This is a genomic window from Burkholderia sp. BC1, from assembly GCF_052683555.1.
Map to the genome: position 1 here is coordinate 1 of NZ_JBQYLP010000045.1, position 18,322 is coordinate 18,322.

At 61.8% G+C, this 18,322-nt stretch carries 22 protein-coding genes; all 22 read right to left on the reverse strand.

Annotation, left to right across the window (positions count from 1 at the left end):
- Positions 1 to 29 precede the first annotated feature (29 nt).
- Positions 30 to 272: a hypothetical protein gene (locus tag ACSHSS_RS20465; protein ID WP_445545468.1), complete on the reverse strand. Its 243-nt coding sequence runs from the start codon at positions 270 to 272 to the stop codon at positions 30 to 32.
- Complete coding sequence (locus tag ACSHSS_RS20470; RefSeq protein WP_058904057.1) at positions 269 to 1,234, reverse strand: hypothetical protein; 966 nt, start codon at positions 1,232 to 1,234, stop codon at positions 269 to 271. Before ACSHSS_RS20470 ends, ACSHSS_RS20465 begins: the two co-directional genes overlap by 4 nt.
- On the reverse strand, positions 1,231 to 1,731 hold the full coding sequence (locus tag ACSHSS_RS20475; RefSeq protein WP_058904058.1) for a hypothetical protein: 501 nt from the start codon (positions 1,729 to 1,731) through the stop codon (positions 1,231 to 1,233). Before ACSHSS_RS20475 ends, ACSHSS_RS20470 begins: the two co-directional genes overlap by 4 nt.
- A gap of 57 nt (positions 1,732 to 1,788) precedes the next feature.
- Entirely contained in the window at positions 1,789 to 2,181 is a 393-nt protein-coding gene (locus ACSHSS_RS20480) for a hypothetical protein (protein ID WP_058904059.1), read from the reverse strand.
- Positions 2,178 to 3,458: a conjugal transfer protein TraN gene (locus tag ACSHSS_RS20485; RefSeq protein ID WP_058904060.1), complete on the reverse strand. Its 1,281-nt coding sequence runs from the start codon at positions 3,456 to 3,458 to the stop codon at positions 2,178 to 2,180. Before ACSHSS_RS20485 ends, ACSHSS_RS20480 begins: the two co-directional genes overlap by 4 nt.
- On the reverse strand, positions 3,455 to 4,600 hold the full coding sequence (locus ACSHSS_RS20490; RefSeq protein WP_258181284.1) for a hypothetical protein: 1,146 nt from the start codon (positions 4,598 to 4,600) through the stop codon (positions 3,455 to 3,457). The genes ACSHSS_RS20485 and ACSHSS_RS20490 overlap by 4 nt, the downstream gene beginning before the upstream one ends.
- A 140-nt stretch (positions 4,601 to 4,740) precedes the next feature.
- Positions 4,741 to 5,529 carry a type-F conjugative transfer system pilin assembly protein TrbC gene (gene trbC, locus ACSHSS_RS20495; protein ID WP_058904062.1) on the reverse strand — a complete coding sequence of 263 codons (789 nt, stop codon included), beginning with the start codon at positions 5,527 to 5,529 and terminating at the stop codon, positions 4,741 to 4,743.
- Positions 5,526 to 6,518: a conjugal transfer pilus assembly protein TraU gene (gene traU / locus ACSHSS_RS20500; RefSeq protein ID WP_230205789.1), complete on the reverse strand. Its 993-nt coding sequence runs from the start codon at positions 6,516 to 6,518 to the stop codon at positions 5,526 to 5,528. Before traU ends, trbC begins: the two co-directional genes overlap by 4 nt.
- Before the next feature lie 35 nt (positions 6,519 to 6,553).
- Positions 6,554 to 7,246, reverse strand: coding sequence for a hypothetical protein (locus ACSHSS_RS20505; protein ID WP_058904064.1), 693 nt, complete (start codon positions 7,244 to 7,246; stop codon positions 6,554 to 6,556).
- Positions 7,247 to 7,292: 46 nt separating this feature from the next.
- On the reverse strand, positions 7,293 to 7,901 hold the full coding sequence (gene traW, locus ACSHSS_RS20510) for a type-F conjugative transfer system protein TraW (protein WP_244122799.1): 609 nt from the start codon (positions 7,899 to 7,901) through the stop codon (positions 7,293 to 7,295).
- Between the two features lie 283 nt (positions 7,902 to 8,184).
- Positions 8,185 to 8,694: a S26 family signal peptidase gene (locus ACSHSS_RS20515; RefSeq protein WP_077175806.1), complete on the reverse strand. Its 510-nt coding sequence runs from the start codon at positions 8,692 to 8,694 to the stop codon at positions 8,185 to 8,187.
- Between the two features lie 214 nt (positions 8,695 to 8,908).
- The gene (locus ACSHSS_RS20520) at positions 8,909 to 9,277 is read right to left on the reverse strand and encodes a TrbI F-type domain-containing protein (protein WP_226194324.1); all 369 of its coding nucleotides are present in this window, start codon (positions 9,275 to 9,277) and stop codon (positions 8,909 to 8,911) included.
- A 2-nt stretch (positions 9,278 to 9,279) separates the two neighbouring features.
- Positions 9,280 to 11,874 (reverse strand): type IV secretion system protein TraC, encoded by a 2,595-nt coding sequence (traC, locus tag ACSHSS_RS20525; protein WP_058904067.1) that lies wholly within the window; start codon positions 11,872 to 11,874, stop codon positions 9,280 to 9,282.
- Between the two features lie 14 nt (positions 11,875 to 11,888).
- Entirely contained in the window at positions 11,889 to 12,569 is a 681-nt protein-coding gene (traV, locus tag ACSHSS_RS20530; RefSeq protein ID WP_058904068.1) for a type IV conjugative transfer system lipoprotein TraV, read from the reverse strand.
- 2 nt (positions 12,570 to 12,571) lie between these two features.
- Positions 12,572 to 13,546 carry a DsbC family protein gene (locus ACSHSS_RS20535; RefSeq protein ID WP_226237368.1) on the reverse strand — a complete coding sequence of 325 codons (975 nt, stop codon included), beginning with the start codon at positions 13,544 to 13,546 and terminating at the stop codon, positions 12,572 to 12,574.
- A 34-nt stretch (positions 13,547 to 13,580) separates the two neighbouring features.
- Positions 13,581 to 13,934, reverse strand: a complete 354-nt coding sequence (locus tag ACSHSS_RS20540; RefSeq protein WP_053526538.1) for a hypothetical protein — start codon at positions 13,932 to 13,934, stop codon at positions 13,581 to 13,583.
- A gap of 2 nt (positions 13,935 to 13,936) precedes the next feature.
- Positions 13,937 to 14,395, reverse strand: coding sequence for a hypothetical protein (locus ACSHSS_RS20545; RefSeq protein ID WP_058904069.1), 459 nt, complete (start codon positions 14,393 to 14,395; stop codon positions 13,937 to 13,939).
- Positions 14,392 to 14,820 (reverse strand): HNH endonuclease, encoded by a 429-nt coding sequence (locus ACSHSS_RS20550; RefSeq protein ID WP_058904070.1) that lies wholly within the window; start codon positions 14,818 to 14,820, stop codon positions 14,392 to 14,394. Before ACSHSS_RS20550 ends, ACSHSS_RS20545 begins: the two co-directional genes overlap by 4 nt.
- Complete coding sequence (locus tag ACSHSS_RS20555) at positions 14,817 to 15,659, reverse strand: hypothetical protein (RefSeq protein ID WP_058904071.1); 843 nt, start codon at positions 15,657 to 15,659, stop codon at positions 14,817 to 14,819. Before ACSHSS_RS20555 ends, ACSHSS_RS20550 begins: the two co-directional genes overlap by 4 nt.
- A complete protein-coding gene (locus ACSHSS_RS20560) occupies positions 15,652 to 16,998 on the reverse strand; it encodes a TraB/VirB10 family protein (protein ID WP_256859538.1) in 1,347 nt (448 codons plus the stop codon). Before ACSHSS_RS20560 ends, ACSHSS_RS20555 begins: the two co-directional genes overlap by 8 nt.
- Complete coding sequence (locus ACSHSS_RS20565) at positions 16,967 to 17,713, reverse strand: type-F conjugative transfer system secretin TraK (protein ID WP_077175805.1); 747 nt, start codon at positions 17,711 to 17,713, stop codon at positions 16,967 to 16,969. The genes ACSHSS_RS20560 and ACSHSS_RS20565 overlap by 32 nt, the downstream gene beginning before the upstream one ends.
- Positions 17,710 to 18,321 carry a type IV conjugative transfer system protein TraE gene (locus tag ACSHSS_RS20570; protein WP_058904072.1) on the reverse strand — a complete coding sequence of 204 codons (612 nt, stop codon included), beginning with the start codon at positions 18,319 to 18,321 and terminating at the stop codon, positions 17,710 to 17,712. Before ACSHSS_RS20570 ends, ACSHSS_RS20565 begins: the two co-directional genes overlap by 4 nt.
- Between the last annotated feature and the right edge of the window lies 1 nt (position 18,322).

The window sequence follows — 18,322 nt, forward strand, 5'->3', positions numbered from 1 at the left end:
CCATGATCACGATCCGCCGAAATGCGTGATCACGTTCGCCGGAATACGCACTTGATCTGGTCGAAGTCGTCGGAATCGGCCGGTTTGGCCGCGCTCGCACCCGCCGGCGCCGCAGGCTTGTCGTCATCGCAGTACCAGTTGAATTTTTCCTGCCCGTCGCAGCTCCAGGCGGACTTGTAGTCCAACCCGTCAGCGTCCACGATCGGCGACGCCAGTAGCGCTGCGGGAAGCAGGATCGCTACCGCGAGCCGGAAGCCTCGGGATGCGCTCATGGCTGGCTCCGCTGCGCGTCGACGTGATAGCCGGCGTCCATCAATTGCCCGAGTGCCTGCTCGAGTTGCACTTCCGCGAAACCCAAAGACTGCGCGGCTTTGACCTGTTCGGCTGCATCGGATTGACGCCGCCTCCCTCCGAGAATCCAAAGGAATTGACTTCGAACCCTGGGCTTGTGCAACACCGCCGCAGCGCCCATAAACGCACGACGTGCGTTCCGCCAGGCGAAAGCCGCGTCAACTACGTTCGAAATGCAATGTCGCTGATATGCAGCAAACTCGCGCAAGTCGTGGTCGTGCTGCACGTGACGCAGTTCGGCAGAAAATCGGCCATCTTGCTGCTGGCTCGGTTCTGTCGACGCCGGCGAGGGTGCCGTCGGGATATTGACGACACCGCTCGCGGGCCGAGCCGGCTTGTCCCACTTAGGGGTCGACCATGGCGCACCGGAGAAGTGATGCCTTTCGAAAGCTGCGAGAAGCGCGGCATGGTCGCCGCCGAGGGAACCTGCAATTTCCTTCAGCCGTTCGAGGTTGTCGCTTCCGTACCGATATACCCGGGAATCGTCCGAGTAACCGAAAAACCAGTCGTGCCGATCGAGCATGTCGTAAAACTGTTCGATCGTGGGTCGTTGGATTGGCACCCCCGAGCTGGGGGTCGTCCGATCAGACAAGTCGACCGTATCCGCGACCGCGTCGTCATCGAGCTCGATCGTCGTACCGGCCGCCGGCGCCGGTCCGTCGACAACTACGAAGCTGCCTTGCCCCGTCGCCTGATCGTAGTTCGTCACGCAAACATCTGCGATGGCGTCCTCGAGCAACACGGAAATGGCTTCGCGCGACGGTGCGGCGCCGCGCGTTACCCGGAAGGTCGCCCGGTCACTGCCGGCGCCAGCAAAAAGATGGCTCGGCAAGTCGGGCGCCGGCGCGGCGCTCATGCTGGTGATCGTGATCTGCAGTCTCACTTCGCCTCTCCTTCGCGGCTTGCGTTGCTACGTTCGGCACGCTGCCGTCCGATCGAGTCGAGTTGTCTGCGCAGTGCGAGAGGCGAGGGCGCAGACCAGACGAGGTCCGCAGCAAGCGTAATGGCGGCAGCAACGAGCCAAGTGACGAACAAGCCGTGACCAACCTGAGGGGCAAGCGTCGCGATGGGCACGTCATCAGTGCGCCAGTGCATACAAATGGCGGCCGACGGCGCGTGGCGAGCGGCCGTATCGGTGCATGTCCGCAGTCGGATCGTGTCCGGATTCGTGCCGCTTCCAGCAGCCTGTTCGAGCACGGTCTTTGCCATACCAGTGAACGACCCGAGATTGAGCACTGCGAGCCCAGCAACTGGGAAGGCCGCCGGCACAATGACGAAGGCCACGAAGAGGCGCCGCACGTAGCAGGGAAGGCTGTCCCGCAGCGCCTGGACCCAGTCCGAGCGGGAACGCGAAGGGGGAAACATGCTTTCGATGGACATTTCAACGCTCCTGCGTCGTGAGGGTTTTGAAATCTGCAACCAGTGGGCGGTGCTGCGTCACGGTGTATCTCCCGCGGGTTGCGACGGCGCCGCCGGCGTCAAGCCGATCGGCGGGATTCGATCGCGGCAGTAGTTCATCTTCACGTCCAGGCGCCCGCTGGTTTCGCCCGCCTCGGTCTGGACGCCGCGTACGTCGAACAGAACGTCCAGACGCTTGCAGCCAGGCCGCGGCAAGTCGCCGACCGGGCGAGCCGTGACGTAGACCGGGCCGTTGGCGTGCAACTTGGTGATGAGGGAACCCGCAACGGGTCCACGCAGCGCGCCAAACGCTGACCCGTGATCAATCGCATCGATGAGAACTGCACTGAAGTCGTCGTAGCTGCCGGCGAAAGCCGCGACCGGCAGCGCAAAAATCGCAGTAGCAAACGCTGCGGAGACAAGGCGCTTCATTGGGATACCCCTTTTCCGCTTCCGATCGATTGCCGCACGCGCTGCAGAATCGCATCCTCGTCGACGGCCTTGGACTGGATCGAATTGACGAACTCGGTAAAGTCGATATTCGAAAAGTCGATACGCTGGAGTTGGTCGGCCGTGAAGCCACCGCAACCGGCAAACGGGATGCCGAGTTGCGCCTTGCCTTGCTGGTTGACAAGCTTCGCGATCAGCGAGTTGAAACAGCAGTAGCTCTTCTTTTCCTCGACGCACACGCCGAGCACGCGCTTGGAGCAGCCCTGGTTGTACTGGACACAGAGATTCTGGCCACGCTTCAGACTGAGCACCTGCTCGTCGGGGGAACAGGCGAGCCACATCTGGATCAGCTGCGCAGCGATCTCGGCCGCGAATACGTACGGATTGAAGTCGGCCAGTTGAACGCCGTTGGTCAGGGAGAACGAGAACTGGAAGCCGTAGGCACCAAAGGTGCCGGAGGTAGACAGCGCCCTATCGGCCCATGCACCCATCTGCAGGAGACCGGAGTTCACGATGGAGCTATCGACCGTTTCGTACAGTTGGTCAAAGACATATTTCGAGCCTAACGCGATGCCTTGCTTGGCCGCTGTTCCGGCAACCGACAATCCAGCGCTAACTGCGGCGCTTCCAATCGCGTTGTTCGAGTAAGCTGCACCGCCGCCGTTGCTGGTGCAGCAGCTCTTGATTTCGAGGCCGCCCAGCACCTTGATCGAGCAGCTGCTGTCGTAGCCTTTGAAAATGTTCACGTTCCCGCCACCGACACCGTAGGCGCCGGCTTCGCGCCCGGTTTCCAGCCCTGCTACGACCTTGCCGAGCGCGCCGTCCGCACCACTACTCGACGAGAAGCATCCGGCACCCGGTGCGCACATCGTGTTCGTGCATTGGGTGACGGTCGTTGTGTGCGCCGGGGTATCGAGACACTGGTACGTGTACTGCATCGTGTCGCAGCTTCCCGGCACCGCGTCGTTGTACGACACACACTGCTGGTTCACTAGGCCGCAGCCTTGCTGCTGCAATGGCGTGCAGTCGTTAACGGTGGAAGCGGCTTGGCATTCGTAGGTATCCTGGTAATTCCAGCAATCCTGGTAGAGCGGAATCCCGTTGATGACACGTGTGCCGGCCGGCTCGATGCAGGTTGAACCTGTACGCTGGCAGGTTGGCGCGGCATACGCTACCGGCGCGGCGAGCAGGGTGGCCGTCATTACACTGCCGACGAAGCTGAACGCACGCGTGGCGAACGTGAGAGCGCGGATCTTCATTGTGCCGCCCGCTGTTCGAACGAGCTGCACTGGTTGATCCAGTTCGGCGTGCAAGTCGCGGTGCAGATCTGGTTCAGCGTCAGCTGAACTCGAGCCTGCCCACCGCCTTGGAAACCGTACCCACCTATCGCCGCTTGAATTTCGACGGTATTGACGCCCTCATGCAGATACGAGCGGATATCGGTGTTGGGCGCAATGGTCGAGGGGTTCCCCTCGTACTCGCTACCGAATGTGAAGAACGGTCGATACTCCGTGAGGCCGCCGTCTGCCGTGAACGCAGTTTTATCCGAGCACACGCTCCGAATGCCGTTGTAAACCAAATTGTGAGCGAAGGTCACACCAGGCGAAGCGGCGGCAAGATAGCCAGTAGTCTGCCGTCCATCAATCCCGCCGGCCGACGCCGGCAGCGTCGCCTCCCCACATTGGAGAATGCGACCGCCGTCCGGCGCATCGGTGTAGACCGTTACGCCGTTGATGTCGACGCTGCGCAGCGTATTGTTTGCCGTGATCTGGCTGATGACTGCGGTACCGATCTGACCAAGGTTCTGTACGCTGAAGCTCATCGAGCCGGACACGGTAAGTCCGTTGTAGCCCGAGTTGTCGTGATAACCCGTGTCCGCGCCGAAGTTCCAGAGAGCAGAGTTCGATGCCAGGCGCGAGGCAAACCCGCCGTTGAAACTTCCCTCGACGACTCCGCCGGCAGCGCAGCCCTGGTAGGGTTCGGTGCAGACCGGATCGTTGATGCGGTTGCACGTATATGTTTGTGTACCCACCGCCTGCTCGCAGGTTTCCTTCCGGTAGGTTGCTGGCACGGTCGACGTCACGTTGTGGCAGTCCTGCGAACTAGTCGTAGAGCCGGGGTTATTGATGGTCCCCTTGCTCCCGGTCACAATCGGATCGCTCGCGGTGATCGGCATGCGATTGGGCGGCTTCTTCGCGAGGTAATTCACGGCATCGCATTCCTGACGCCAGTAGGCGCTTGGATTGGCTGGCTGCGTCGAGCAATCCGCTTCCTTGCCGGATCCGGCGGGCCCGAGACTGCCCTGCCCACCGCCATACAGCGGCGTCAGCTCGCCGTCCTGGTTCGTGTAGTTCGGCACGTTCGAGCCACCGCCACTGATGCTTCCGTGAGCCGCGTTCATTCCTGACTTACCGAACGACTGGCCTTCAGTAAACGCAGACCCGGTAGATGGGGCGTCCGCAGCAGCGCACACGGCGACCGCAGCCAGGACGGCCGCGATGGCCAGTGGTGCGCTTCGGCGCAGGGTTGCCCGCATTCCGTTCATTCGACATCCCCCAGTGCACGGAGATATCGCTCGGCGATCCCCGCGTAGGTAGGGCTGTGATCGACGATCTGGCGGAGGGCGTACGCGGGCGTCACGTCGCCCGACAAGGAGACGTACGACGCCGGCAGCGCACATCCGCTGCTGTCGACCTGACTGTTGGCATCTCCACCGCGTGTGACGACATAGGCGGGCACGCGGGCGATGCGATACTGCGTGAACGCCTTCGGGTTGACGACGATGCCGCCGGACGCAATCCCCAGCCGCTGCATCTCAGCGGCCGTCGCCTTCAGCGAGTCGTTCTTGAAGCCCCGGAACACCACAGTGCCGCCGGCCTGATTCATTGTCTTCACCAGGCGTACGAGCGAGGCAGCGGGCATGGAGAAGCTCGCAAACGCGACGAAGGTGTCCGTTACACGGCGCTGCGTACGGCTTTCATACCTTTTCGCAACGGCGAGAGGATCTGCACCGGCGGCGGCCGCCGCCGGCGTAGGCAGGTTCGGGAACGCGTTGCCATCGTGAGCCGCCTTTGCTGCCGCCTGATCCATTTGCCGTTCGCGATTGCCCTGGATACGGCGCATCTCGGCGTCAATCGCATCCGACGATGGCATCGCGCCGCGATAGCGCGCGGTGCCGCTGGCTGCCGCATCGAAGGTCGCTCGGCGCGTCGTATCGATCTGTTGCTGCTCGCGCGCAAGCGCGTCGTTCGAGACGGTCTGGGCCGACACCGACATGGTAGCTAGCCCGATCGTGCCCGCGGCCGCCAAGGAGGGAAGGAGACGTGTCATTGCGGGAGATCTCCCAGGTTGGCGCCCATGCAGCAGTTGCGCTTGCGGAAGATCTCGTACGCGAAGTCCTCTCCCGTGTACGGGATCATTTTTCCGGCACCCCAGAGCGCCGACGTGCGGCCATACGGCTGACAGCACTGACCATTTATCTGGTCGGTTTGCGCAACGGGGTAGAGCATCGTGTACTTGTATTGGGTCTTGTCCATCACGGGCTGCAGGTAGTAGCCACACATCGCGCCGTCACCTGTCGTGCCCCACATCAAGCCTTCGCGATGCAACTTTGCGGTCATCCGCTCGACCAGCAGCGACGACGCCTGGATGGCGGACACATGCGCCTGGACGTGACCGTTGAAGGGATAGATCGAGCCGTTGCAGCCCGCGCACCAGAAGAGTAGGTTGCTCCCGAAACCGAGGCTCGATAGCACACAGTCACCTGCGCACGCGGCCTGGGCAATCGGACTGCCGAACAGGTAAGTCTCCGGCTCGAGGAGCATGGTGAGATCGTCGTCGCTCCAGGTCGGATCGACTTCGGTCATGTACGCCATGTCGAAACTGCCCGTCTCCATGCATGGATCGTCGAGCAGGATCTCGGTGTAGTACATGACCGGATCGGTGTACCAGTGGACCTGATAGAAGCTCTGTTTGGTATCGTCCTTCTGCTCGCGCACCTCGCCCTCCGGCGCGTGGATGCCTGGGTTCAGCGAGATCCCGCCGAGCGACACGAAGCAGTATGGCGAGCGCGTGACGTCGACGCGCCGGATCGGCTCCCAGAAGCTGAACTTGACGCCGAACGTGCCGTTGCAGAAGCAAAGGAATCCGCCCGGGTTCGGAGTGTCGTCCTGCCCCATATTGAGGAACGTGACGCTACCGATGGCCATCGGGAATGCGCATTCCCAGCAGATATCCGTGATCGGATTGGCGAATCGACCGACACACTGACCCGCATCGGCCGGCGCCGAGAACGAGACGCAGCTGGCAACCAGCGCGATCGCGAAAATCCAGCGGCGAGGGAGATGGCGTATGTTCACGAAAGCAGCTCCCGCAATGCCGGATACACATCGAAGGCAAAATCGACCAGGTGTGCGCCGACGTGATGGCCAAGGCGGTAGACGATTGGCAGGAGGACCACCGCAACACCGCCGGTCGCAGCACCGGCTACGCCCCAAGCGATTACCCAGACCACGCGTGACGTCGCCGTGGCCAGGATGTCGAGCAACTTCGAACTGATCGAACGACGAGCCTGCTCGACGGTGCCAGAGAGGGGAACGGGCACATCCAGCTGGACGGCATGGGTCGGCACAACGCCGATACCGAGGGCCGCCTTCACACCCGTCTCGATGAGACCGATCAGCTCGACAGCTTCGACCTCGCTCAGATGGTCGGCGAGGACAGCAGGAGGACGATGTACATCGTCTACAGCACCCGCCACAACACGAAAGCTTTCCCCGCTGCTGTCTCCTACGATCTGGCGGACAGGTTGAATGGAAAGCCGAGCGACCCTGCTGTCGTAGGGGCTCGCGCGCCAGTAGTAAGTTGCGAGCACACCCTTTCCTGAAACCACGACCTGATCATTCGTGACGTCGACGACATACCGCGTCGGCTCGCCTGTCACAGTGAAGTGCTGAAGAGCAGCAGCGCGGTCGTCGGCCGAGTTTTTCTCAACGCCGTCGATAACGGCCGGGGCGACAGAGAAGTCCAGACGGTCATAGTTGTTCATCGCGATTCCGGTAGATTGGGAGGTAACAGGTGGTTTCGTCGAAGCGTCAACGCAGCTGAGCCGCGGGCTCTTCCTCAAGAAGTAGCTGGTTACCGCGCTGGCTGATCACGGCCGGCACGCGGGTGATCCCGAAACGCTGGCTAAGTCGCCCCTGCTGATCGAAATACACTTGCCGTTTCCACGACTTCGTCAGCTCAAGCCACGAGCCAGCGGTCAGGATCGGTTTGATTGAATCGCCGGAGCGGGCCGCGAGGGCCTGGACCGCCTTTACCTGCGACGCATCACGGCCGTCGAAGAACACCAGGCGCTCGTGCAGCGTCACAATGTCAAGCGGATTGATACGCGTGCCGGCTGCGACGATCACGGCACCCTCATCATTGGTGACGGGTTTTGCGTAGGTCACCGTCGGATCAATCAGCCGACTCGAGTACTCGCTAACGGTCGAAATTCCCGGCACTGGTGGCAGGGACGTGATGTCATGCAGCGCGCGCTGACGTGCGCGGCGCTCGATGGCCGCCAGCCCGCCATTGGCTTGCAGTTCAACCAGACGATGCTTCAGCATCGCAATCGCGTCGTGCTCTGCAATCGGATACGTCGGGCCAACGACACCCAAGTCCTCAGCGATAGCGGAAAGTGGACATACCGCCAGCAGCAATGCCGAGGTCCATGCGACTGCTGTGCGTCGCACACGCGGCCGTAGTTGCGGGCCGACACCAAGGGAGCCAGCTCGCCTTATCTCCGGGCCCAGCATTTCGAAGACAAATACAAGAGGCGTTCCAACAACATGCCGATAAAGTAGGCCGCCAGGAGCCCCACTCCTAGAAAGAGCAGAGCCACGCTCATCCACACGGCCAATATCAACAAGCCGAACGCCATCATCAGAACCATCTGAGCCTCCAGTCGAAGCGCCGGCCGAGGTGCTGAGGACACGGCATTGGTCAAAAAATTTCATAGGCCTCCCCGACAATTGCGTACTGGGGAACGGTGCCGACGATCGAGTACCGCGAATCGAGGCTGTCAGGGCTCGGCGTGGCAACAAAGTAGTGTCTGGGTGGAATCACACCGTCCTCGGTCGGAAACAGCGCCATCCCTGCAAGTGAGAGTGGCTTCGCATAGCCGATATAGGTCTCATTGACCCAGACATTCCGGCCAATCACGCGCACGACATCGCCAGGCAGACCAGCCACGTGTTTGATGAAGGTCAGTCCTGCGGGGTAGGTCGCCCCCCCGTGCCATCGAAATGCGATGGTGTCGCCGAGGCGCGGCCGACAGGGGCCCTTGCGGATAAAGTAGAGCGTCCCCGGCAGACTGGTCGACATGTTGAACGTCAGCCCATACCAGGGCGTGAGGCCCCATGCGACGGCCGCCACGATCGTCAGGGCGACGACGGTACGAACAAACCGTCGATAGCGAGCCAGGCCGCTGGAGTAGGCGACGAGCGCGATCACTGTTCATCTCCGCGCAGGTCGGCCTTTGCAGCCATCCCGCACGCCGATCGGCAAAAGACGACATGCGTCGTTACGTTTGCAAGTACCGCCGCACCAGTACTGGTCGAGGCGGCCAGATAATCGCCAACGTCGGTCGGCGCGAATCGCTCTCCCGCCGTTCCTATTCCACGCGTGCGCGCCGAAAGCCGGGGCGGCACCATCAACCGGAGACGAGTCATTTGGCGATCCTCTTGGCGATCAGGTCCGTGAGATCGGGCGCATCACCTGCGAGCACGGCAGCTTTGTTGATCACCACGCAGCCACACTGCGCACCGAGCTGGTCCAGTGCGGCCGACAGGCGCTTTGCGTAATCGCCGGCGTGTTGGGTCGCCTTGTTCTTCGCGTCGTCCGTCATATGGACGGGATCGCCGTTGTTGAAGGTTTTCAGCAACGCTTCTTGCTCATCGCTGATGAGCTTCTGCACGTCGACCACGACGACCGGCGCAACTTTTTCGCGTTGCGTCCAGAAGTAGACGAGCGGGGAGCCTAGCAACAACGAGGCGCCGATCGAGATAAGGCCGGTGAGTACGAGGTCGTGTCGCATGTTCATTTCCGTTTGGCTTGGATCAGGGCGCGGATAGCGTCCTCGGTGGAGGTCCCGGTGGTACGCAACTGCTCCATGAATTCGTAGTCGGGCCCCTTGGTGGTTGCCATGGCCAACGTGAATTCGTCGGGGATATGGCGCAGCAGGTGCGTGCCCCCGTTCGGGTCGACAAGGACGAACTCGCTATAGCGACCCGGCACCGGACGCAGCGACTTCAACATGCGCTTCAACCCCGGTGAAAGATCCATCACATCACCCTTCTCGATCTTCTTGAGCGTGTCGTCGCTTTGCTTGAGGTGGAACTTCCATGCGGAGTTGTCGAAGGCGGCCTGCGTTGCCTTGTTCATCCCTGCATCGGTGATCCCCTGCGTCGCGAAAAAGAAGCTGCCTTCGTACTTGCGCGCACGCCGATACCCTTCTTCCATGAAGTCGGCCGATTCTTGATCGTCACCGACGATCTGCCAGCCCTCGTCCTGCAGGAACAGCTTCGGCCGCGACCGGTCAAAGCGGTACATTTCGTTGGTGACCTGATTGGTCAGGCCGAGCATGATCACCGTGCGCAGCTGGGGATCGCTGTTGAGGTGCTCGAGTTCAAGTCCGACCACTTCGTTGTCGAGTCGCACGTTGGTGCGCCCGTTGACGTAGTCGCCGTAGACACCCCCCTTGCAGAACGGTTCGAGACGCACGGCAAGCTCGTACGCGATGCGCTCGGGTTGCCCGTTCTGGTCCTTCAGGCTCAGCAGGGCGTCTCGCACTAACGTGGGACTACCTTCCTGGCCGTAGTCCTTCCATACGATGCGCACTGCGACATCGAGCAACGCGCCCTCGAACGGGGTGATAGGAGCGGTCGGCGATACCATGCGCGCGATAATCGGCCGGATGAATTTCACCTCGCTATCGAGGCCATTTTCGGTATCGATGCCAGCAGTGGAAAACGCATTGATGACGATTCGCGACCCAGGCTTGAAGTCGATGTACTGCCCGTCACCCATGTCGATCTGCTTTTCATACGAGTAGCCCACGTCGCAGATCCGCACGATTCCACCGACCGAGCGAAACGCTGCGATGATCTCGTTCAAGAGCACCGATTTACCGGCCCCAGAAGTACCATCAACGAAGCCGTTGTAATTCGTCCCGCTCGAATAGATGTCTACGAGCGCGGGCGTACCGCGGCGCCCAAAAAAGAGCAGGTTGGCTCGTCCATTGGTACCCGACCACTCGCCGAGCACTGGCGCCATATCGGTCGCGTTCACGGTGGTCTTGGTAGTGATCAACCGAAACTTCTTGAGGTCGTCCCGCATGTCGCTTGTCAGCATCATGGGCAGCGCCGACAGGAATGTTGTGAGCTGCTGGGTCAGCATCGGGAACAGCTTGAAGCGCTCCGAGCGCCAGATCCCCTTCGCGGCCGCCACACACTGCTCGATTTTCTTGCGCGGGGCGAAGAGCGTCAGCGTGTGATAGAGCTCACACATCGAGCCGCCTTGCGTGAGCTGCATCGAGACGGCCTTCCAGTCCCTGTTCTGCAGGGCAAGTTCCGGCTGCAGCTTCGCGATCTTAGACTCGGCGTTCTGTGTCGCGCGAGCGCTACGCAAAGCGGCCCGTGTCTCGACGGCAGTCTGATCGAGAAGAAGGACGCCGAGCGTGATCAGGTACGGGCAGGGGTATTGATGGACATCGTTGAAGAGCGAGCCGACGATGTTGTTCATCTCCCACAGCTCTTTGCTACTCGGATACTGATGGACGCCGAAGCTGCGCACGGCGATGCGTGCGTCGGGCTCGTCGGCATCCTCGGGCGGCACTCCATAAAGCAAATGCTTCGCCTTCACACGCATGTGGTGACCGAAAGCCGTCAGTTGGTCACGTATGGGCTTGTCGTCGCTGTACGTCTGATCGATCGTTTCAGCCCCATCGCCAAAGAACGCACCGGGGTTGAGGATCGGCCAGAGAAAGCGCAGCAGATCGTTGGGCTCGGCGGTACGGCTTGCCAGGCTTGCGGAGCTCAACGTCGCAGCGACGACGTCCCGAACATTCTGGATTTCTTCGATCAGCTTCAGATCGTCGAGCGAACCCTTGCGCACGATCGACAGCAACAGCCGCTTGTCCGTGATCGAGTAGTTTTGGCCAAGAAACAGCGGCTGGCCGAGTTTGCCGCGGATGAACGCGGCGCGGCGCTCCGCCTGTTCCAGATAGAACGACGGTGCACGTCCCGCTTCGGCGTACTCGCGCCGAAGATCGACGTAGGCGTTCAACGACTCCTCGATGATGGGGTCGCCCAGCAGCATCCATTGGAGCCCATAGCCAGCAGGAACTGAGTCATATAGGCCGTGGAGACTGCGGGTCAACTCCGCGTCGGCGCCGGTCTGCGGTGCAACCGCGAGCACGAAGCCAACCGAATCCGTGTTGTAGTAGAGCTCGGTGGCGGGGTCGTACTGGTCATACGGCAGCAGGTTATGAAGTCCGACGGTCTCGATGCGCCGCTGGTCCGCGGCAACGGGGGCGGGCGGTCCAAGATCATCCTCGGTGCCGAGAATTGCTTCGCTGATCGCTGTTCGCGCGAGCGATTTCGCGTCATCGATCCAGGCCTGCAAGGTGCTCATCGATGGCTCCCGAATCAGTGGTCCGTCGCTGCAGGCATCGCAGCCGCTGCACGGTCGACTGCGCCGGCGGGCGTGAGAATTCCCTGCATGACCCGATCGGCACTCGAGATCGAACCCGACGTCGAATCGGTGTTGGAGCTAGGGATAGCTGCCTTGCTGCCGCTGCTGCCAACATCCGGCGCAGGTGTCGGCGGCATCACCGGCCGGAACGCGGCCTGGATGCGCTGCTGGTTGTGCGCGATAGACCAGTGGCCAGGATCGATGATCAGATAGACGTACTCCTGATCGTGCAAGTCGGAGTCCGCGTCTTGCCACGGCGCGAACCAGATGCGCATCTCGCGCGAAGCCGTGTGAACCGGAGCCCCGCTATCGAGCGCTTTCGGGAGAATCCCGGCGGCGCCAACGAAGGGGCGTGAACTGGCACTGACCGGAGCACCCGATGCGCTCGATGTCGTGCCGGGATCTCCGGCATAGTTGCCGAGTGCGATATTCGTCGTCGCGCCGGCGCGTGTATGAACGCGCTGATCGGGCAGGTTATGCGCCATCGCATTGGCATAGATGCCAGACATGCTGCTGCAAAGCACGCCTTCGGGCGCCTTGCAGGCGAATTGCGAACTCGCGTCGTATCCGCTGAAGCTGCAACCGGTCAGACCGAGAACCGCGTAAAGCGTGACGAGATTGATCTTGCTGTTCATGGTCACTTCGCTCCGAGCCATTGATCGATTGCTTCGGCGCTGGCTGCGCCAGGCAGCACCCGCCCATCCTCGCTCACAAGTGCCGGCGTGCCAGAAATGCCCATGCTTGCGGCCAGCGCTTCGTTCGCGTCAATGGGATTTGCGCACGACACGAGCTTCGGCTCGACGCGCGGCGGTGCAGGTTTCTTGCCAGCGCCGCCAGTCGCAGCCGATCCCTGATCGCGCATCCAGCGCGACAATGCGAGGGGCATCCACGCGTGCCAAGTGGCAAGCCTGTCCTCGGCGCACCAGATCGCTATGGAATGCGCGCGGGCCCGCGGATGGATCGATTCGAGCGGATACATGAATCGGTAGATCGTGACGTCCTTGAGCTTGGAGAGGTCGTCCTCCAAGGCGAGGCAGTAGGGACAATCAGGATCGTCGAAGATCGCGAGCTTGCGGCGGCCGGTACCATGAACCTCGACGAACGCGTCCTGAAGCCGGTCGGCCGGGAACCGCACCTTCTGCAGTGCTTGCTCGAGCGGCACGGTCAGATCCTGTTGCGTCACCATGTCGAAGAGGTGGCCAAACAGGAAGTACCGCCCGGTGACGTCCGTGTAGGCAACCTTGTTACCCATCACGACCTCATAGATGCCGGCCGACGGCGTGGCGGCGACCTCGCGAAACTGGGTCGCCGGGTAGCGTGCATGGAGCGCTGCCTTGAGCGCAGCAACCCCCGGATCAACGTTCGGATCGGCCGGGTTTATCTGCGGCGTGGCACCTTGAGCGGCGGACGCCGTGACACCGACTTCAGAGCTTGGCCCGGCGACGTGCGCCGGCACGGTGGACGTACCTTGGGTGGTGCAACCCCACGCGATGCACGTCGTCATCAGAAGAGCGAAAGTGAATTTGGCCTGTTTCATTGGATCGTTGAGCATGTTGAGGAAAAGGTGCCGCCGACGAACGTGGGTGCCGACGAGGGAAGAGGGGTCAACCACGTGCGGTCGCGACACTTGATCTTGCTGGACTCGGTCATCGCCGCACCATCATGCAAAGGTCGGCGCGGCGCTTGATCTCATCCGCGTATACGGTCAAGTCGCCGGTCAACACAACATGCGTGCGCGGTGCGGCGGGCACGCCGACATACTTTTCAACAGGGGAATCCGGAGTCCGCCTATCTCCGGCAATGCAGACGTTGTAGCCCCGCGAATTCGGAACATGCGCGATTGACAGCGTGCCCTGCGCGACCATCGCCTCGAGCAACGGGCGGATTCGTGCCGCGCTCAGGTGGAACTCGCTTGCCAACGCGTAGGCTGCATAGGCGACACGTGGGCGCATCGCAGCAAGTACATCGTTGGCAGTCGGCATATATTTGGCGCGCGGCATGGTCAGTCCTCGGCGGGCTTGCGGCGTTGCACGAAGTCCCACAGCGCGGCCTGCAAGAACCGCGCGTCTGCACCTCGCTGGTCGAGCATCATCGCTACGTTGCCAAGATCCACGGGATCGCCCTTCGCGACGAGCTCGATAAGCTCGCGCGCGAGCGTCATCGCTGAGACGGTCGCGGGGTCGCTCCATCCGCCACGGCCTTCTTCGCGCTTCTTGGCGAGCTTGCGTTTCATCCGTGCAGCGAAGAGGTCGACGGCGACATCGTCCGGATGCACTGAGCCGGCGCGTCGGTTCCACGCGGCCGCAGCGGCAGCGGCGTCGTTAAAGAGCAGCACCATCTGATAGCCGAGGCACGCGAGGTCGACGCAGCTCCCACCGAACATTCCTTCCGACACGCGCATGGCGGCTTCGCGGTCGCAGAATGGACAAGGAATCAGTTGATATTGGCGTGGAGAGTTCACTGACGTTCTCCGGAAGCCACCGCACGCGCGGCTACACGCTCGAAATAGAAGACGACGGGCGCCCCGGTTTCCTCGATCAACCCGTAGCACTTCGCCAGGCGATAGATCGGGTGATACGCATTGAGGGAGGCGACATGCTTCATGAGCGACTGGCGCCACTGCTCGAGCGACATCTGCCCCTTGCTGATGTTGCAAGGCGGACAGGACGGCATGTAATTCGACTCGACGTCACGCTCCGGATGCCTGGACGGCCCGCTCACAAGCTTCCATTGGCCATCCGCGGTACGCTTGGTCTCGACCGCGCGCACGACCGGGTCTACATGGTCGCCATGCCACCGATCGGGCAATGGCATTCCGCAGTACGCGCAGCGTCCGTCGTATTTGCGCTGGAGCCGATCGCGCTGGGCTTTCGTCAGTCGGCTCACGCTTTCTGCTCCAATGAAGGAGCGGCAGAATCGTGACAGACGGCCTCGCGATCCGCGCCTGCGCCCACCTTGACGGCTGCAGCGGGTCGCTCTGCTGCCGTGGAACGGATCACAATCTCCACCTGTTCCCAGAGCAAGGGCTTGCACTCGCGAGCAAGTTCGTTCGGAAAGCCGGTAATGCCAATGGCACCGGCCGATGTTCTGATGTCGAGTTGGCCACCCATGACCGGACTGCTGGAAATCTTCGTCAGCTCACCGGCGGCAACGATCTCGGGCGGCGCCGGGGCAGGCGCCACGGCCTCGCCTTTGTACCAGTGCATCATGGCGAGCAGGCCGATATCGATGGGGTCGCCCTTGTCGACGTGCGAGCGCAACATCGTCGACAGGTCATCCCGTTGCGCGCTCCACCAGCCGGCACGCCCCTGGGCTCTGCCCACCGCCATCTTTGCCTTCAACGCACTGTTGAACCCGTCGAGTGCCGCGTCGTCGAACGCTGCCGCACATGTCAGCGGATTCGCGTCGGTTACGGCTAACGAACCGAATTCGTTGCTGGAGAGGTCCAGCAGATCGGCAGCTTGCTTAAGAAATTCCAGGAAGCCCGATTGAAACGCGGGATCACCTTGAAATCGATCGACAGCGATATCGGCGAATCCGCGCACGTGCTCGGCAATGAGCGAAGCCGCGCCGAGCCAACCGGCAAGCGCCCGACGCATTTCCGGTTGGTGGTAGTTGCCGTCTACATCCTGCGTGAACGACGCTTCGTGCTCCGCTTCGTCCGCACACCGCTGCATTGCGGCCTCGAACGCTGCGACGGTCACGCTCTTCGTTTCATCAGTCATCGGTGTAGCCCCCATCGTTAGCACGGCCATCGTTGGCCAGGCCATCGTTGATGTTGCTGATATCGGAGAGGGCGCCGTCGTATTCGGCTCCCTTTGTCACGGCGAACTCGACAATGCGACCACCGTCCGTTTCGATCACGGGGAAAAGCTTCTCAGCCGTGCGGATGTAGTACTGCTTAAGAGCGTCGGCGCCCCCAGAGACGCCACTGCCGATAGCAGCACGGCCGACCTGGCTCGGATTGATAATGGAGGTCGACCCAAGGGCGGTATTACTGAGGGTGTTGGCGGACTGATTGAACGCTTGCCCAATCCCGGACGAGATACCGGCGAACACCGACATGGCCAATGCCGATCCCGCCTTCGAGACGAGCCGACCTCGCACACCCTCCTTGCCGTCCTCGCCCATCACGTTGCCCTTGATCGGCATTTCCACGGTTCGGCCGTTCTTCAAGATGCAGTCGAGCGTTTCGCCCCGCATGTGAGTGCGCTCGCTAGACACATCGCCATATGCCTGCGTCAAAATCCGGCACTCCGTGATGTCGAGCTTGCGACTGTTCGGCAGATTGGCCGCATCCAATACCTGGAGGAACACCGGAAGCGGATCGTGCTGGGCCTCGCCGCCCGTCGGAGCGTCTACGCCGTTCATCATGAATACGCGCACGAAGGAGGTCGCAGGGATGAAAGTGACTTTCTTCTTGCCGTTGGCCTTCAGGCAGTCCTGCTGTGCGCGTGTCGCCTGATCCAAAGGCAACGACGAGTAGCGGGGGTCGACGCAGTCGGCCCCTTTGCCGGTCGGTGTATTGAATTGAATGATGTCGAGTTTCGGAGGGCCTCCATCCATACCGACACCGAGCTTGCCGGGTTTGCCGAACGGCGGGTTCAGGAGCGCCCCCGTCTTGGCCGGGGCTCCGTTGAGGGGAATCGGCTTGTCCAGCGCCGCGCGGTCCGCCGTTGTTCCTGACGCGGTAGCCGGCGTGCTTGCTGGCGTGCTCTTCATCGCGTCGATTCGCTTTCCGAGCTCTTCCTGCGCTTTCGACAAGGCTTTCATCTGAGACACGGCATCGTCGGCGCGCGAATCGATACTCGACATCCTGCGAGTAAGCTCAGCGAGTTGTGCCTCCGAGTGAGCCCGCCAGGCGTTACGATCGTTCTGATCGCCGAGGCTCGTGAACGGAACCTTCGTGGTGAATTGACGATTGGCCGGCCCGCTCTGGGTAAAGAGCATGCCAACGGCAAAAAGGCCAGCCAGGACGGCGAAGCCGGCCACCGTCAGGATCCGCTGGCGGCGCTTGGTTGCTTGATTGACATCACTCATGGTCGCCCCGCTCACGAACGACATAGACGATCGTGCTGGCGCCGGCCGGCAGGTTTGCGCTTTCGATTGCGATGGCGAGCACGCCCGGCGCGTAGAGTTCGCGCTCGTCGATGGCCATGTCGGTGTGCGAGGTATTCGAGAGCGTGTAGGTCTCGCCAATGAAATCGCCGTCGCTGTACTGACGGACCAGCGTCAACACAGCCTCCTTCCAGAGCGGCACGACAGTGTCGACCGACGTGTACGACAGCTGCGGTGCCCCCCGACCACCGGCCATCGCCAGCATCATGAGTTTCACCCGTCGTTGAAAGGCCGATGCGTGGAGCGCTTGGGTCGAGCGCGCTGCAGGCGGTTCGATACGGATATCTTCGGCCGGTCGCGGACCAGGTACGAGCAACAAACGGTAGGTGGTGCCCGCGTCATCGATCACGAATACCGTGATCGACTCGTTCAGCGCGGTGGGATTTGCGGGCATGAGCCACAGCTTCCCGCCGTCTTGCGTCCACGAGATCGAGTTAGGTACGGCAGGCACGATCTTCGAAAAGCCGCGCCCCCCGGACATTGACAGAACGTTGTATTCCGCCGCGGAGATCGAGACCTGCTGCGGCTGCCGATCCGCTCCCTTGACGACCTGGATCGCGTGCGCACTAGCGGTAGTCAGCAACATCACGGTGGCAAACACGAGACGCGGCCTGAAGGCCGTGCGCTTTTTCAGCGGCAGTCGATTGAAGGCAAATTTCATGATGCGGGGGTCTCCGTTGTGACCAGCGGCTCGACGCCTTGTTTGCCGCGCGTGGCTTCTCGGATGTCGAGGAGGACCAAGCGGCCGAAGACGGTGATTCCGAAATAGACCTCATAGGTCTTTTGTTCCGAGCTCGTGCGTTTGCCGGAGATGTAGGTCGTCAAGGTGCCGGTGACCTTCACGGCCTTGTTGCGGAAGTCCACCTCACCAACCCCCATCGGCTCGAAGACGTTCGTCACGCCGTCGTGCTTGATCTGCAGCGCGTCGGCCTCCCATTCGGTCTTGAGCGCGGCGCGCCGATCGTCGTCGACCATGGACAGGAGAATCCGTACGTTGTTGTCGACGGTGGTCGGCGTGACATTTTTGGAAAGAGAAAGCACGTACGCGGCCTGATCGGCGAGGTACTGGTCGTTCGCGTAGCGGGCCCCGATGACGTAGGTGCCGCGAACGGCTGGCGGCATGATGATGACGCGCTGCGTGACGACCAGCCATGCGCAGACGAGTGCGATGACTACGCTGGTGGTACCGTTTCCGAGCAGTACTTTCTTCAGAAAGCGGTTCTCGGCCTGCAGCGCTTCGCGTGATTGGGCGGCTTTACCGGGGGTCATC

Excerpts from the sequence above, each read along its gene's own strand:
- ACSHSS_RS20465 (WP_445545468.1), bottom strand. The coding sequence starts at position 272 with ATGAGCGCATCCCGAGGCTTCCGGCTCGCGGTAGCGATCCTGCTTCCC.
- ACSHSS_RS20475 (WP_058904058.1), bottom strand. The coding sequence starts at position 1,731 with ATGTCCATCGAAAGCATGTTTCCCCCTTCGCGTTCCCGCTCGGACTGG.
- ACSHSS_RS20480 (WP_058904059.1), bottom strand. The coding sequence starts at position 2,181 with ATGAAGCGCCTTGTCTCCGCAGCGTTTGCTACTGCGATTTTTGCGCTG.
- ACSHSS_RS20485 (WP_058904060.1), bottom strand. The coding sequence starts at position 3,458 with ATGAAGATCCGCGCTCTCACGTTCGCCACGCGTGCGTTCAGCTTCGTC.
- ACSHSS_RS20490 (WP_258181284.1), bottom strand. The coding sequence starts at position 4,600 with ATGAACGCGGCTCACGGAAGCATCAGTGGCGGTGGCTCGAACGTGCCG.
- trbC (WP_058904062.1), bottom strand. The coding sequence starts at position 5,529 with ATGACACGTCTCCTTCCCTCCTTGGCGGCCGCGGGCACGATCGGGCTA.
- ACSHSS_RS20505 (WP_058904064.1), bottom strand. The coding sequence starts at position 7,246 with ATGAACAACTATGACCGTCTGGACTTCTCTGTCGCCCCGGCCGTTATC.
- ACSHSS_RS20520 (WP_226194324.1), bottom strand. The coding sequence starts at position 9,277 with ATGCGACACGACCTCGTACTCACCGGCCTTATCTCGATCGGCGCCTCG.
- traC (WP_058904067.1), bottom strand. The coding sequence starts at position 11,874 with ATGAGCACCTTGCAGGCCTGGATCGATGACGCGAAATCGCTCGCGCGA.
- traV (WP_058904068.1), bottom strand. The coding sequence starts at position 12,569 with ATGAACAGCAAGATCAATCTCGTCACGCTTTACGCGGTTCTCGGTCTG.
- ACSHSS_RS20540 (WP_053526538.1), bottom strand. The coding sequence starts at position 13,934 with ATGCCGCGCGCCAAATATATGCCGACTGCCAACGATGTACTTGCTGCG.
- ACSHSS_RS20555 (WP_058904071.1), bottom strand. The coding sequence starts at position 15,659 with ATGACTGATGAAACGAAGAGCGTGACCGTCGCAGCGTTCGAGGCCGCA.
- ACSHSS_RS20560 (WP_256859538.1), bottom strand. The coding sequence starts at position 16,998 with ATGTCGTTCGTGAGCGGGGCGACCATGAGTGATGTCAATCAAGCAACC.
- ACSHSS_RS20565 (WP_077175805.1), bottom strand. The coding sequence starts at position 17,713 with ATGAAATTTGCCTTCAATCGACTGCCGCTGAAAAAGCGCACGGCCTTC.
- ACSHSS_RS20570 (WP_058904072.1), bottom strand. The coding sequence starts at position 18,321 with ATGACCCCCGGTAAAGCCGCCCAATCACGCGAAGCGCTGCAGGCCGAG.